Origin of the sequence: Solibacillus sp. FSL W8-0474 (assembly GCF_038004065.1) — a bacterium.
Taxonomy (GTDB): Bacteria; Bacillota; Bacilli; order Bacillales_A; family Planococcaceae; genus Solibacillus; species Solibacillus faecavium.
Genome location: NZ_JBBOQJ010000001.1, coordinates 2,804,485 through 2,817,951, shown reverse-complemented (window position 1 = coordinate 2,817,951; position 13,467 = coordinate 2,804,485). Strand labels below are relative to the sequence as shown.

Here is a 13,467-nt window from a genome sequence, read left to right as displayed (position 1 = left end):
TTTAAGTTATGAATACAAAAGTTTGCAAGTAGAGGCTGCCCGCTTCTCACCTGATTAAGTGCTTTTATAAGTTACGAGCAGGTATTGGACACGTTGAATTGTTTTGCGCAGGACTGCGTATGCACATATAGCGGGCGGACATCTCAAATGTCCGTCCTTTTTGTTTGAATAAAACGAAAAGTACATATGGACATAACGCAGAGGTGTACCGTTCGACCGGGTTATACTTTACACCAACTCATGTATTCCGACAAACATTTGGAGGTGGATTAATATTAGCAAAGACATGTATGTAAACGAAGGCATTCGCGCACGCGAACTTCGTCTAATCGACCACAACGGTGATCAACTAGGTCTAAAAACGCGTACAGAAGCGATGGAGATTGCTGCTCGTGCTAACTTGGATCTTGTCCTTGTAGCCCCTCAAGCCAAACCACCAGTCGCTCGTGTTATGGACTATGGTAAATTTAAGTTTGATCAGCAAAAGAAAGACCGTGAAATTCGTAAAAATTCTAAAGTAATCGTTATGAAAGAGGTTCGCTTGAGCCCAACAATCGATGAACATGATTTTCAAACGAAATTACGTAATGCGATTAAGTTCCTTGAAAAAGGTGACAAAGTTAAAGCATCAATTCGCTTTAAAGGTCGTGCAATTACACACAAAGAAATCGGTCAACGTGTGTTAGATCGCTTTGCTGAAGCGTGTGCTGAAGTATCTACGGTTGAACAAAAACCGAAGATGGAAGGCCGCAGCATGTTCTTAGTTCTTCAACCAAAGAATGAGAAATAATACTTACTTATGTATAAACAAGTTTAGGAGGAAATCGACATGCCAAAAATGAAAACTCACCGTGGAGCTGCGAAACGTTTCAAAAAAACAGGTACTGGTAAATTAAAATTTGACCGTGCTTATGGCTCTCACTTATTCGCTAACAAATCAACTAAAGCAAAACGTCACTTACGTAAAGCGAAAGTTGCATCTTCAGGCGATTTCAAACGTATCCGTACATTATTAACTTACATGAAGTAATCTTTGACCGTTTTAAAGATTATTAAAAAAACTAAAAAACAACTACATTCGAAAGAATTAGCAGGAGGTAATTACTATGCCACGCGTTAAAGGCGGAACAGTAACACGCGCTCGTCGCAAAAAAGTTTTAAAATTAGCTAAAGGTTACTACGGTTCAAAACATACATTATACAAAGTAGCTAACCAAGCAGTAATGAAATCAGGTCAATATGCATACCGTGACCGTCGTCAAAAGAAACGTAATTTCCGTAAATTATGGATCACTCGTATCAATGCAGCTGCTCGCATGAACGGTTTATCTTACTCTCGTTTAATGCACGGCTTAAAAGTAGCAGGTATCGAAGTTAACCGTAAAATGTTAGCTGACTTAGCTGTAACTGATAGCGCAGCATTCACTCAATTAGCTGACGCAGCTAAAAAAGCAGTAGCTAAATAATTTTTGACCTTGTCAAAAATTATTTCTGCACCGAAAGCGTAAGCGATAGGTGCAAGATAATTAGCAATTACTTTTATAATTAGACTGGTAGGGAACTTTCCTTATCAGTCTTTTTTCAAATTGAGGAGGAACATGTTTATGGCATTGGCAGCACTTTCATATATAGTAGTCGTTTCACTCATTTTGTGCATCTATATGTATATTGATAAAGAACGTGCAAAGAAACAGGAATGGCGCATTTCAGAAAAAACATTGCTGACACTTGGATTATTAGGTGGAGCATGCGGTGGTGTGTTAGGAATGTATTTATTCCGGCACAAAACAAAGCATAATACATTCGCATTCGGCTTTCCATTAATGGCTGCAGTACATATTTTTCTACTAGTACAGCTATATAGTAGTATTTAATGAAACACAATAAGGAAATATTTTCCTTATTGTGTTTTTTGTTTTGGGGCATTTATTGTTTCTCATTATTCCTACATAATTGGTTTGTATTATAAATAGCTGTAATTTATAATATATTCAGAAAACTATTTTAAGGGGGTTTTTTTATGATAGTCTCAACAAATTTCATACAGTCACCAGTATTTGTAATTATGGTAGATGGGGAATAAATGAATGAGCAAATACAATGAACAGCTGTCGCATTTACAAGTGCCTAATGAAAAGGAAATTCCACTGGAGCTACAGGAAATTTTCGATGGTCATGTAGAAAAGCAATTAGAGCAAAATGGCTTCGTGAATAACTTATTTAAAGTACTTCCTTTAAACGCTGCGCAATATAAAGGATTTTTAGATTTTAAATATTCCTTGTTTAATGAAGAAACATGCTATTTATCAACAGCAGATAAAGAAATGATTGGACTTGTTGTGTCTTCAACAAACAATTGTAGCTACTGCTTAACAACGCATAGCGATATATTGCGTGGGCTGACTAAAAATCCAGGTTGGGTAGACCAGCTTACATATAATTATCGTTCTACAAAGCTGACGGATAAACAGCGAGCTTTATGTGATTATGCATACCGTACTACACGTTATCCGAATGAAATTACTACAAAAGAAGTAGATTTATTGCGTGAAGCTGGATTTAATGATCATGAAGTTTTAGAAGCGGCATTTACAGTAGGCTTCTTCAATTATACAAACCGCTGGGTAAGTACAATAGGTGCAATTGCAAATGAAGGTCATTACGGACATAATCGATAAAAAATGGGTGCTACAGTTTAATGTAGCACCCTGATTCGTTCAAAGTATTCAATCTTGCATTAATTGTTCAATTGGGTTTTTCCAGTTAATTTTCGCGTTAGGATAATTCATTAAAATTTCTTTTTCTAAATATAAAAAATCCTCTTTCGTGAAGCCTTGAAGTTTCATCGAATCATGGACGAAGACGAAAATGCTGACGACATCAAATGCATTTTCAGTCGTACCTAAATATTTTTCACCTTCAAATAATGCTCCTTTATACGTAATGAAAAAGTTTTTCCGAATGTTCTTTACATCATCATAAAAATAATAGTGTCCATTTTCATAGGCCTCATCTAATTTACGCTTCGGGTCAGTTAAATAGCGTACCCCTTTGTAAAATATGTAAATGATGAGAAGGATAATGGCAAACCGTATTAATATAGCCATAAAACTTCCTCCTTGCTAGCGGTGTTTCTCTGCTATACGATTAAGTAGTAGAAAAAGTTTCAATATTTTTAGCAAAAGAGGGATTTTATTATGGAATTTAGTCAATTATTTGAAATGCAGAAGCAACTTGACCGGTATATTGAAGAAACACAAAATATACAACATGACGTTTTTGATGAAAAAGGACTCGCGCTATTGGTTGAGCTTGGAGAGTTGGCAAATGAGACGCGCTGTTTTAAATTTTGGTCTACAAAAGGTCCGTCGGAGCGAAATGTTATTTTGGAGGAGTTTGTAGATTCAATTCATTTCATGCTATCACTTGGGTATATGCGTGATTTTAAACTGGATGAATGGCCCGTTGTAATGGAGAAAGCGGATTTAACAAAGTGCTTTATTACCGCAACACAAACGGTTCTTACCTTCCTGCAGCACCAAACAGAGGAAAACTATAAAGACATTTGGACGCAGTATAGCTTAATTGCCTACAATTTAGGTTTCACGGTAGAGGATATTATAGAGGCATATAAACTAAAAAATGAAAAAAACTATGAACGTCAACGTAATGGCTATTAAAACAGTTTTAATTAGTCAGCAATAAACTATTTCACATTTCGAAATATTGGCGCTATAATAGGTAAGAGTAACTATTAGGGGGATATCCACATGACAAAGCTAGATGCTACATTACAAATGTTTAAAGATTTAACAGATGCAAACGGAATTCCAGGAAACGAACGCGCTCCACGTGAAGTAATGAAAAAGTATATTGAGCCATTTGCAGATGAGATAGAAACTGATAACTTAGGTAGCTTAATTGCAAAAAAAGTGGGCGATGAAAATGGTCCAAAAATTATGGTTGCTGGCCACTTAGATGAAGTTGGCTTTATGGTAACTCGCATTGATGACAAAGGTTTTGTATTTTTCCAAACAGTGGGCGGCTGGTGGAGTCAAGTTATGCTTGCTCAACGTGTTACAATTACAACACGTAAAGGGGAAGAAATTATTGGGGTTATCGGTTCAAAACCACCACATATTTTACCGGCAGATGTCCGCAACAAAGTAGTGGATATTAAATCGATGTTCGTAGATATCGGTGCTACTTCCAAAGAAGAAGCGATGGAGTGGGGAGTACGTCCAGGGGATATGATTACGCCGTACTTTGAATTCCATGTCATGAAAAATGAAAAGCATCTTTTGGCTAAAGCATGGGACAACCGTATTGGCTGTGCCATTGCAATCGATGTTTTAAAAGCATTAAAAGACGAAAATCATCCAAACATCGTATACGGTGTAGGGAATGTACAAGAAGAAATCGGCTTGCGCGGTGCAAAAACATCAACATTTAAAGTACAGCCAGATATCGGTTTTTCAGTAGATGTAGGTGTTGCTGGAGATACGCCAGGTGTGACGTCAAAAGAATCTACTTCAAAAATGGGTGAAGGTCCACAAATTGTTGTATTTGATGCATCGATGGTTTCTCATACAGGATTACGCGGATTTGTACTTGATGTGGCAGAAGAAACGGGCATTCCATATCAATTCGAGGCAATGGCAGGCGGAGGCACGGATGCGGGCAGTATTCATATTACAGCAAACGGTGTTCCATCATTAGCAATCGGTGTTGCTACACGCTATATTCACTCGCATGCAGGTATTTTACATCGTGATGACTATGATAATGCCGTAAAACTAATCGTAGAAGTAATCAAGCGATTAGATCGTGAGACAGTAAATAAAATTACGTTTGAGTAGTAAAAGGGTGTATTCAGGAAGGGTTCAACCTTTCCTGAATACACCAATTTTTTTATTTTATATATAACTTATAATTATCCCTACCACTATTTTTAGCTTCGTATAATGCAATATCTGCGTTTTTAATTAAATCGGATTTAGTGATTTTTTGAGAAAAAGTCGCCATTGCAATCCCCATACTTGTAGTAACCGTTAATTTTTGTCCTTTGATTTTCCATGGTTGCTGCATTTTATGTTTAATTCTTTTCGCAATTTCAACGGCATTTTCGATATTCTGTATGTTGGGTAAAAGAATAACAAATTCATCACCACCCATTCTTGCCACAGTATCATGACTTCTAATAGATTGTTGGATTCGAGCTCCAAACTCCTTAATAACTGCATCGCCTATATCATGGCCGTAAGTATCATTAATTACTTTAAAATGATCTATGTCTAAAATAACTATTGCTAAACCATTGTTTTTGTTTAAAAACTGTTTTTTAGCTGATGCAAATCGTTTATTGAATAGAAGACGATTCGGAAGTTCCGTTAAAGCATCGTGATAAGCAAAATGTTTAAGTTTAGATTCGTACTCTTTCCTTAAAGTAATATCTCTTGTAAGTATGACTAAATGCTGCAACTCATTTTTATGATTAAAAACTGGTTTCCCAATGGATTCGCACCAGAGCATTTCTTCATTCGCATTTTTCTGTTTGAATTCAATAGTGAAGGCTTCCCCTGATTGTATTGATTTCTTAGCTACATCTTTTATGCGTTCCTGATCAGTAGGATGAATATTATGTACAAAATCTTTCCCGAGAAATTCGTTACTTTGATAGCCTAATACATTTTGATAGGAAGGGGAGACATAAATAATTTCACCATCCTTATTAACGAGTGTTATTAAATCATTGGCGTTTTCTGCAATAATTCGAAATCGATTTTCACTTTCCTCTAACTTTTCAATATTTTTCATCAAGTCTGTTACATCTTTTAAGATTCCGTAAAGTCCAATGACGACACCTTCCACGATAAGCGGTACAATTTTATAAAGGATATTTACATAGTCACCACTTTTATTTTTAATAATTATGTTGTAGCTTTTAGTTGTTCCTTTAATTGCATCATCAATAATTCTGTTTAATTCTATGTCTTGTAATTGTACTAGCATATTAAAGGATTTCCCGACTACTTCTTCAATTTTATAGCCAGTAATTTTCTCGCTTGCCTCATTTCCATCTGTAATATAACCCATATTATTTAGAATAAAAATGCCATCTGTATTATGAAAAAATAATGAATGGAAACGTTCATTGTTTTCTATAGCATTACTTGCCATTTCCTTCACAGAAGAAAGAGTTTCTTTTTCTTTTGTAATATCTCGTACAACTGCAACAATTCGATCGACTAAACCTTGTTTGTTTAATAGCGGTGTTAAAACCGTTTCAAAATAGTGCTTTTTTTGTCGTTCTTCGATAATTTCATAAGTATCTTCATACGTAAAACTTGTCCGACTTATAACAACTTTTCTAAGTTGTTTACATAAAAAATCTGCTTTATCTAATCGCTTCTCAACTTCCTTAAGACTTAAACCAATAATATCTTTTGTTAGACCAACACGTTCCTTCGCGGCTTTATTAATAAACTGAAACTGAAAATCATCATTATTAACGACTTCAAGAACAAAAATCATATCAGTGATACCGTCCATTAGAACTTCCTTAAAGAAATTATTCAAAATATAACATCTCCTAACTTATTAGCACCAATTTAATATTATTCTTTTCTAAAATAAGTCTGGACATCTTCATAGACAAATTCTGTACCTGGAATTTTTTCATTGTTTCTACGTAAAGTACTTAACTTGTTTATAACAGATGCTAATCGATCTTCTGCTAAGCGGTTTAAGGTAGTAGCTACTCCGTAAGAAAACAAACCGTTATCCTCTTCATTCACCCACTTCAAATCTCCGCTTAATTCAAATTCTTCATATAAAAGAGTAAATCTGATATGAAATTTCATATTAGTGTTGATTGGCAATTTTAAATTAGAGTGTATTTTTAGGCCACCCAAGCTGATATTATCAATAATAATAGGAGTATTACCTAATTGAACTTTATTTCCGTTCACTTCACCGATAGTCATTTGCCCCAGTAGCGGAACTGAAAATTCGAATCGGAAAAAACGTCTTCGTTCATTAATAAGTGGCTTTCGATTAGTTTTTTTAGGCTTTAAATAACCAATTGTTAAAAGTTTTTCGAATTCATTAATTTGAACAGGTTTAGAAAAAAGGTATCCTTGTATAACGTCACATTCTAATTGTTTGAGAAAACTAAGTTGATCAAATTCTTCGACACCTTCTGCGACTACCTTCATATCTAACAGTTTACTCAAATGTAAAGTAGCAGAGATAATCCCCCTATCAACACCATTTTCATGTGTAATATTTTGAATAAATAATTTATCGATTTTTAATGTGTCAGGTTTAAATTGACGTATAGATGCTAATGAAGCATAACCTGTACCATAATCATCTACTGCAAAACGTATACCCAGTTCTTTTAAACTTTGAATTATAGAATAGATTCCTATTTCATTATTTAATATCGTACTTTCGGTTATTTCAAACTCAAGAAAAGAAGGATCTATTTGATATTGTTCGATTTGTTCTTTAACAAATTGCAATAAGTCCGTTTTCAGAAACCGTGCTGGTGGTATATTAATTGCAATAGGTTTTATCGGTAAACCTTTTGCTTTCCATTCATAAAGATGAGAACACACTTTTTGAATAACCCAATCTGTGATGGGATTAATCATATGATTTTCTTCTGCAAGCGGGATAAACTCACCTGGAGAAATCATTCCCCACTCTTTATGATTCCAGCGAATCAATGCTTCAGCACCACAAATAAACTCTTGCTTTGAATCAACTTGAGGTTGGAAGTATAATTCAAATTCCTGATTTGAAATCGCTTTTCGCATATCTCGGTCTAAAACATATTTTTTATATGATGAAATATCAGCTAGGTGGGAAGAGAGTTGATATTTATTCTTTCCTTCCCGTTTTGCCTGATAGAGAGCTGTATGGGCATTTTCCAATAAAATATGCTTTTCTCGTCCTTCCTCAGGAAAAAAGGTGATGCCGATACTAGTAGAGACGTATAATTCGTAGTCTTGAATTATAAATGGCTCGCTAATTCTTTTTATAATTGTTCTTGCAAGGTTATATACGTCTTCTTTATCATGGAAATTTTTATAAATCATAATAAAATCGTTACTACTTAAACGAGCTAAATAACCATCTTTTGGAGTCAATTCTACAAACCGGTTAGCAATAAATTTTAATGCTTCATCGCCAATCGAATAGCCTAGTGAGTCATTAATGATATTAAACCGGTCTAGGTCTAATGAGAAAATAGCGAACGGTGTATCATCTTTACAAATGAGATCCATTTGTTGGAAAAGACTTTTTTGATAGGGGAGACCAGTGAGATCATCAAAATTTGCTAAATAAATTAACTTTTCTTTAATTTCCATTTCATTTGTAACATCAGTAACTAAGCCAAATATATTAGTGACTTGTCCGTGTTCATCTATCTTAGGAACAACTTCTTCTAGCAACCATTTTATTTTCCCGTTATTACTTTGAAATTGATAAATAGTTTTAAAGCCTTCTCCTACTTCTAGCTTCTTCATACACCTTTCTATTTTAGGTATGGAATTTGGATGAATCATGTCATACCAAGATTTTGGATTGATATACAATTCTGAAACTGGAATATCCAAAATTTTCTCCAATCCTTTCGAAACAAACAAAAATTTCCCACCTATTGTTTCACGCATCCATATCCCGGAGGATAAATTGTTATAAATATTTCTATAATTTTCATTTTGGTCAACTAATTGATTTTCGAGTTGTGTTTCATAGGTTACATCTTTAATTACACCGATGATTTTAGAAGGTTTACGATCTTCATAAAAAACTTCTGCTTGAACTTTTATATACATTAACTCTAATGTTTTGCCATGTACAATACGGAACTGATTTGTATAGTTTTTGCCATAAATCATAGCATCTCTAACTTTTTCATATGCATCTTCTTTATCGTGTGGATGAACTAATTTAAATGGATTTTCCATACTTATATAATTGTCAGGCTCTAGTCCGAAAATGTTGTAAAAATTTTCTGAGCAAAATAGTTTGTCCTCATTAATTTGATATTCCCAACTACCGACTGTTGCAATTTGCTGTGCATAATTCAAATGTTTTTCATTTAATGTTAATTGCTGCTTTAATCGGACTTTATCGGTAATGTTAGTAACAATTAAATAAACACCTTCAACTTCTTCTTTATTAATAATGGGTATAAAGGTAAGAGCAAGAAACATGCTCTTATCTTTTTTATTTTTCACCTCAATACTGCACTTTTCCGATTTTCCATTCAGAGTTTTGAGGAAAATAGAGGATAAAAGATCGTAGTTTTGTTCAGATAAAAAATCTTTAAGCTTATTTTTATGATTGATCGTTATTCCAAATAAAGAAGAAGCTTTTTTACTATCTAAAGTAACAATATCGGCATCTCTTGAAAATATAACAATTAAGTCGGGATGATAAATGGCAAGAGACGAATAATAATTTAGGAGATCATTTATACTATGGTTCTGGTTAAAACTAGTGTTAGGTATGCTATCCTTTTTAGTGAATATTTTCTTCAGTTTATTAACTTTTTTATTATTCCTCATAAAATCTCCTTAGTTCTTAATTTTTAGAATCATCAGAATATCATAACTATTAATAATTTGATATAAAAATCAAAGGTTACTTTACCTAATAAATTTCTATGTTATATTTACCCGTAGACATTATAAAATAACCATTTATATTGAATCATTTTTTTAGTTTTTATATAAATATAGTAATAAAATAAAAATTTATTAGGTATTTTGTATTATTTATTGGATATTCTTAAAAATAAAAACATTAAAAATAGACTATGTTTACTCGTGAGGTGGTAATTTAAATGATATAGAAATAACATTTTTTAGCCGAAAGAAATTTGGGCAATTGAATTAATTAAAGGGCGGTTATCTAATGTTGCCGTTCTAAAAGATTTAAATAGGTAACCTTATATATCTCTAATAGATTGGTCACATAAAGATGATACGTTAATCTATATAATTCGCGAGAAAGGTGCATGGCTGGATTTTGCATAAAGATGAAAACAAAAAGTAAAAGAAGGAACAGCATTTTCTGAGATTTGGACGAGGAAAGAGGTCACTCAAAATGTGCAGGAGAAGGAATTTATGAAAACATGAGTGATTGCAGTAGTTACCAGAAGATGAAACTCACTGTAAAGACAGTATTTATAAATAATCTATGTGTTATTATATACAGTGAATTTGATGAGGAAATTAAATTTTTAATGTATTACCCTAACACGTAGTAATTGAAGCAAAAGTAAAAAAACATTAATTTCTCCGAAAGGAAAAATTAATGTTTTTCTTTTGAACTCACTTTACAGTTACTTTACACTATGCAACTCCGTGAGTTTTGTTTCAATGGAATTGATTAAATCTTTAGTTGCTTGGGGTACGAAGGTTTCTAATACAGAATTAATCATTATGCCCATAAATCCACCTGCAGATAAATCTAAACTGCCAGTCACTTGCACAGAATCATTACTGTTTTCAGAAATCTTAAAGTAGCCACTGCCTTCAAAGTTATCAGAAAGCCCTTTTAAGTCGAAGTTTACTTCAGACAGCTCAGTAAATTCTTTCATATCAACCTGTAACTTAATCGTCTTTTTCGTAAAGCCTAAATCCGCTAAATAAATCCACGTAAACTGTGATTCATTTTGTACTTCATGGGCTATATAACCGGGCATTAATGGTGCCCAATTATTATAATCCTTTAAAAAGTCCCATGTAACTTGATTAGATATTGGTAAATCAACTGTATGTGTAGCATTTGGCATAATGATTCCTCCTTATTTTGTTTTAAGTGAATTTTCACAAAAAACAGTTCTTTAAAATATTATGCTTAAAAGTGAATGGGAATTCAATGGTAAATTAATAATTTTCTATCTGTGAACTAAAAATTGTCGTTCAAGTAATTTTTTTATCATAACTGTCTAACTACTGAATATGTATAATTATTGAATAATTTAATTAATTATAAAAATTTATATTAATTCGCTTGATTTTATATTTATGCATATGTATAATGAAAATCAATATAAAGCTTACAGAGGTGTGTTATATGAAATTATTGGAAGAGGTTCAATTAAAGCCTGTTGAAAGTCTGAAGGGAAAAGACTTATTAACGCTACTTGACTATACAAGTGAGGAAGTAAAGCAATTGCTTGAACTCGCTACACAACTAAAAATAATCACTAAAGCGGGAAAATGTCCACGTCTACTGGAAGGTAAGACGCTCGGTATGATTTTTGAAAAAAGCTCAACTCGTACTCGTGTATCCTTCGAAGTTGGTATGCAACAATTAGGTGGCTATGGGATGTATATGAATGCCCGGGATATGCAAATTGGACGCGGAGAGCCAATATCAGATACTGGAAAAGTTTTGTCCGGCTATTTGGATGGTATTATGATTCGCGCTAATTCCCATGCAATGGTTGAAGAGTTAGCCGAGTATGCTACTGTGCCAGTTATTAACGGTTTAACAGATATCGATCATCCTTGCCAAGCATTGGCGGACCTTGAAACAATCGCCGAAAATAAAGGTGAACTAAAAGGATTGAAAATAGCATACATTGGGGATGGCAATAATGTGGCGCATGCACTTATCGTTGCTGCTGCACATGTAGGAATGCATGTATCCGTTGCTACTCCTGTAGGATATGAATGTAATGAGAATATTATTGAAAAAGTGCAATACATTGCTTCCCAAAATGGTGGGACAGTATTTGTAACGCATGACCCAGTAGAAGCTGTAACTAATGCAGATGCCATATACACTGATGTATGGACTTCGATGGGGCAAGAAGAAGAAACGGAAAAACGATTAAAAGATTTTACTGGTTATCAAATTAATGACGCACTCGTTGCGCATGCTAAGCCAGATTATATGTTCTTGCATTGTTTACCGGCACATCGTGAGGAAGAAGTTGCGACATCAGTTATTGATGGACCAAATTCCTATATATTTGAGCAGGCGGAAAATCGTTTGCATGCTCAAAAAGCAGTTTTAGTATCTTTATTAGCATAAAGATCTAGGAGATGGTGTCCTGCGGGTTGCAGGCACATCTGCTTTCGTACAGATTTGCAAGCAGGTAGGGCGAGCAAATTATGTAGTAGTCCAATATGAATAACAACGGGAGACGCTGTGACGATTTATAGCAGGATTACAAGTGATGTTTGTATTCAAGATGGAATGCTTCATCGCTACATAGTAAAAGCAATCTGGGAGACGCCAGATTGCTTTTTGTTTTTTATTTAAAAATCACTGTATATACTAATAATGGGTCATACTAATTTTAATTAACAAATTGTTGGGCCAATTTTTGGGTGAATTCATTGCGCTCATTTTCATTTGCGCTTTTCCACCATGTTTCTAAAAATACTCCGAGTCCAGGTAACAAATGTTCCTCACCTCGTGCAATTGCATCATTAACAATATCCTGAAATTCTGCTGCATCTGAACCCATTACGTTTGCAGTGATAGCTTGCCGAATTTGAAAATCCATATAAATATGAAACCTCCTTTTCCCATACTTTGTACCAATTTATCAACTTTATACATTGCATTGCGGTATAGATTACGAAAAATTTATGATAGAATGTAACTTCGAGTACTGAAAAAGGACGGGAAATTATGAAAAGAATAGAATCTACACAAAACAGTCTAGTGAAGCATTGGAAGAAGCTTGTTACTCAGCGTAAAGAGCGGGAGAAAACAGAAGAATATATAGTAGAAGGCTTCCATTTAGTAGAGGAAGCTTTAAAGCACAAAGAGCAAATTGTTCAAATTATTGTTCGAGAAGGCGTTGATTTACCTTTATTATGGGCAATTGATGATGTGACAATAGTATACGTTAACGAAGCAGTTGCAAAGGAAATTGCAGAAACAGAAAAATCACAAGGTGTATTTGCACATTGTAAACAGCGCTCAATTTCAGAGGATGAACAATATGATTGGCGTAAAGTTCTCTTAGTCGATGCCGTTCAAGATCCAGGCAATATCGGGACAATGATCCGCACTGCTGATGCAGCAGGAATAGATGCTGTCATTTTGGGAAAAGGTTGTGTCGATCCATTTAATCCGAAATCATTGCGTTCTGCACAGGGTTCACATTTTCATATTCCTGTTATCCGAGGAGATTTAATGGAATGGATTGAAAATTTACAAGCAGATGGAGTTCGTGTATACGGTACTTCATTGGAAGAATCAATATCCTATAGAGATATTGAAAAAAGTGATGCATTTGCACTAATAGTAGGGAATGAAGGCAGCGGTATAAATCCGCAAATTTTGGCAAAGACAGACCAAAATGTTATTATTCCGATTCTAGGTGGTGCAGAATCATTGAACGTAGCAGTAGCTACTGGAATTTTATTATATGCATTTGTTAAATAATACAATAAAAAACACAGGGGTTCATAGTATTTC

At 34.1% G+C, this 13,467-nt stretch carries 14 protein-coding genes; 9 read left to right on the top strand and 5 right to left on the bottom strand.

Translation table 11 applies throughout. The annotated features are described in order from the left end of the window. Window positions 1-286: 286 nt before the first annotated feature. The 5 genes from infC to NYE67_RS14225 all read left to right on the top strand — a co-directional run bounded on the left by infC (window position 287) and on the right by NYE67_RS14225 (window position 2,678). Window positions 287-790, top strand: coding sequence for a translation initiation factor IF-3 (gene infC / locus NYE67_RS14245; protein ID WP_191700545.1), 504 nt, complete (start codon window positions 287-289; stop codon window positions 788-790). 39 nt (window positions 791-829) lie between these two features. After that, window positions 830-1,030 carry a 50S ribosomal protein L35 gene (rpmI, locus tag NYE67_RS14240; protein WP_036156293.1) on the top strand — a complete coding sequence of 67 codons (201 nt, stop codon included), beginning with the start codon at window positions 830-832 and terminating at the stop codon, window positions 1,028-1,030. Window positions 1,031-1,106: 76 nt separating this feature from the next. Beyond that, the gene (gene rplT / locus NYE67_RS14235) at window positions 1,107-1,466 is read left to right on the top strand and encodes a 50S ribosomal protein L20 (protein WP_191700544.1); all 360 of its coding nucleotides are present in this window, start codon (window positions 1,107-1,109) and stop codon (window positions 1,464-1,466) included. A 138-nt stretch (window positions 1,467-1,604) separates the two neighbouring features. After that, on the top strand, window positions 1,605-1,874 hold the full coding sequence (locus tag NYE67_RS14230) for a DUF1294 domain-containing protein (RefSeq protein ID WP_340728649.1): 270 nt from the start codon (window positions 1,605-1,607) through the stop codon (window positions 1,872-1,874). A 213-nt stretch (window positions 1,875-2,087) separates the two neighbouring features. After that, the gene (locus NYE67_RS14225; protein ID WP_340730307.1) at window positions 2,088-2,678 is read left to right on the top strand and encodes a peroxidase-related enzyme; all 591 of its coding nucleotides are present in this window, start codon (window positions 2,088-2,090) and stop codon (window positions 2,676-2,678) included. 48 nt (window positions 2,679-2,726) lie between these two features. On the opposite strand, the gene NYE67_RS14220 is transcribed toward NYE67_RS14225, so the two are convergent. Next, window positions 2,727-3,107 (bottom strand): sigma-w pathway protein ysdB, encoded by a 381-nt coding sequence (locus NYE67_RS14220; RefSeq protein WP_340728647.1) that lies wholly within the window; start codon window positions 3,105-3,107, stop codon window positions 2,727-2,729. A gap of 90 nt (window positions 3,108-3,197) precedes the next feature. On the opposite strand from NYE67_RS14220, the gene NYE67_RS14215 reads away from it, so the two are divergent. Further along, window positions 3,198-3,680, top strand: coding sequence for a dUTP diphosphatase (locus NYE67_RS14215; RefSeq protein ID WP_191700540.1), 483 nt, complete (start codon window positions 3,198-3,200; stop codon window positions 3,678-3,680). A 90-nt stretch (window positions 3,681-3,770) separates the two neighbouring features. Then, window positions 3,771-4,859 (top strand): M42 family metallopeptidase, encoded by a 1,089-nt coding sequence (locus NYE67_RS14210; RefSeq protein WP_340730306.1) that lies wholly within the window; start codon window positions 3,771-3,773, stop codon window positions 4,857-4,859. A 52-nt stretch (window positions 4,860-4,911) separates the two neighbouring features. Here NYE67_RS14210 and NYE67_RS14205 read toward each other — a convergent pair whose 3' ends face one another. From NYE67_RS14205 to NYE67_RS14195, 3 genes are all read right to left on the bottom strand, one after another. After that, on the bottom strand, window positions 4,912-6,579 hold the full coding sequence (locus NYE67_RS14205) for a sensor domain-containing protein (RefSeq protein ID WP_340730305.1): 1,668 nt from the start codon (window positions 6,577-6,579) through the stop codon (window positions 4,912-4,914). 38 nt (window positions 6,580-6,617) lie between these two features. Next, window positions 6,618-9,584, bottom strand: coding sequence for a bifunctional diguanylate cyclase/phosphodiesterase (locus NYE67_RS14200; protein ID WP_340730304.1), 2,967 nt, complete (start codon window positions 9,582-9,584; stop codon window positions 6,618-6,620). A 779-nt stretch (window positions 9,585-10,363) separates the two neighbouring features. Further along, the gene (locus NYE67_RS14195; protein ID WP_340728643.1) at window positions 10,364-10,816 is read right to left on the bottom strand and encodes a CoxG family protein; all 453 of its coding nucleotides are present in this window, start codon (window positions 10,814-10,816) and stop codon (window positions 10,364-10,366) included. A gap of 284 nt (window positions 10,817-11,100) precedes the next feature. On the opposite strand from NYE67_RS14195, the gene argF reads away from it, so the two are divergent. Further along, entirely contained in the window at window positions 11,101-12,066 is a 966-nt protein-coding gene (gene argF / locus NYE67_RS14190; RefSeq protein ID WP_340728642.1) for an ornithine carbamoyltransferase, read from the top strand. Window positions 12,067-12,334: 268 nt separating this feature from the next. Here argF and sspI read toward each other — a convergent pair whose 3' ends face one another. Continuing rightward, the gene (gene sspI / locus NYE67_RS14185; protein ID WP_340728641.1) at window positions 12,335-12,544 is read right to left on the bottom strand and encodes a small acid-soluble spore protein SspI; all 210 of its coding nucleotides are present in this window, start codon (window positions 12,542-12,544) and stop codon (window positions 12,335-12,337) included. Between the two features lie 128 nt (window positions 12,545-12,672). Between sspI and NYE67_RS14180 the strand changes: the two genes are divergently transcribed. Further along, window positions 12,673-13,434: a TrmH family RNA methyltransferase gene (locus tag NYE67_RS14180; RefSeq protein WP_340728640.1), complete on the top strand. Its 762-nt coding sequence runs from the start codon at window positions 12,673-12,675 to the stop codon at window positions 13,432-13,434. Window positions 13,435-13,467: the final 33 nt, after the last annotated feature.

Bases quoted from the DNA above. Each gene is read 5' to 3' on its own strand.
- infC (WP_191700545.1), top strand. From the start codon at position 287: ATGTATGTAAACGAAGGCATTCGCGCACGCGAACTTCGTCTAATCGAC.
- rpmI (WP_036156293.1), top strand. From the start codon at position 830: ATGCCAAAAATGAAAACTCACCGTGGAGCTGCGAAACGTTTCAAAAAA.
- rplT (WP_191700544.1), top strand. From the start codon at position 1,107: ATGCCACGCGTTAAAGGCGGAACAGTAACACGCGCTCGTCGCAAAAAA.
- NYE67_RS14230 (WP_340728649.1), top strand. From the start codon at position 1,605: ATGGCATTGGCAGCACTTTCATATATAGTAGTCGTTTCACTCATTTTG.
- NYE67_RS14225 (WP_340730307.1), top strand. From the start codon at position 2,088: ATGAGCAAATACAATGAACAGCTGTCGCATTTACAAGTGCCTAATGAA.
- NYE67_RS14220 (WP_340728647.1), bottom strand. From the start codon at position 3,107: ATGGCTATATTAATACGGTTTGCCATTATCCTTCTCATCATTTACATA.
- NYE67_RS14215 (WP_191700540.1), top strand. From the start codon at position 3,198: ATGGAATTTAGTCAATTATTTGAAATGCAGAAGCAACTTGACCGGTAT.
- NYE67_RS14210 (WP_340730306.1), top strand. From the start codon at position 3,771: ATGACAAAGCTAGATGCTACATTACAAATGTTTAAAGATTTAACAGAT.
- NYE67_RS14200 (WP_340730304.1), bottom strand. From the start codon at position 9,584: ATGAGGAATAATAAAAAAGTTAATAAACTGAAGAAAATATTCACTAAA.
- NYE67_RS14195 (WP_340728643.1), bottom strand. From the start codon at position 10,816: ATGCCAAATGCTACACATACAGTTGATTTACCAATATCTAATCAAGTT.
- argF (WP_340728642.1), top strand. From the start codon at position 11,101: ATGAAATTATTGGAAGAGGTTCAATTAAAGCCTGTTGAAAGTCTGAAG.
- sspI (WP_340728641.1), bottom strand. From the start codon at position 12,544: ATGGATTTTCAAATTCGGCAAGCTATCACTGCAAACGTAATGGGTTCA.
- NYE67_RS14180 (WP_340728640.1), top strand. From the start codon at position 12,673: ATGAAAAGAATAGAATCTACACAAAACAGTCTAGTGAAGCATTGGAAG.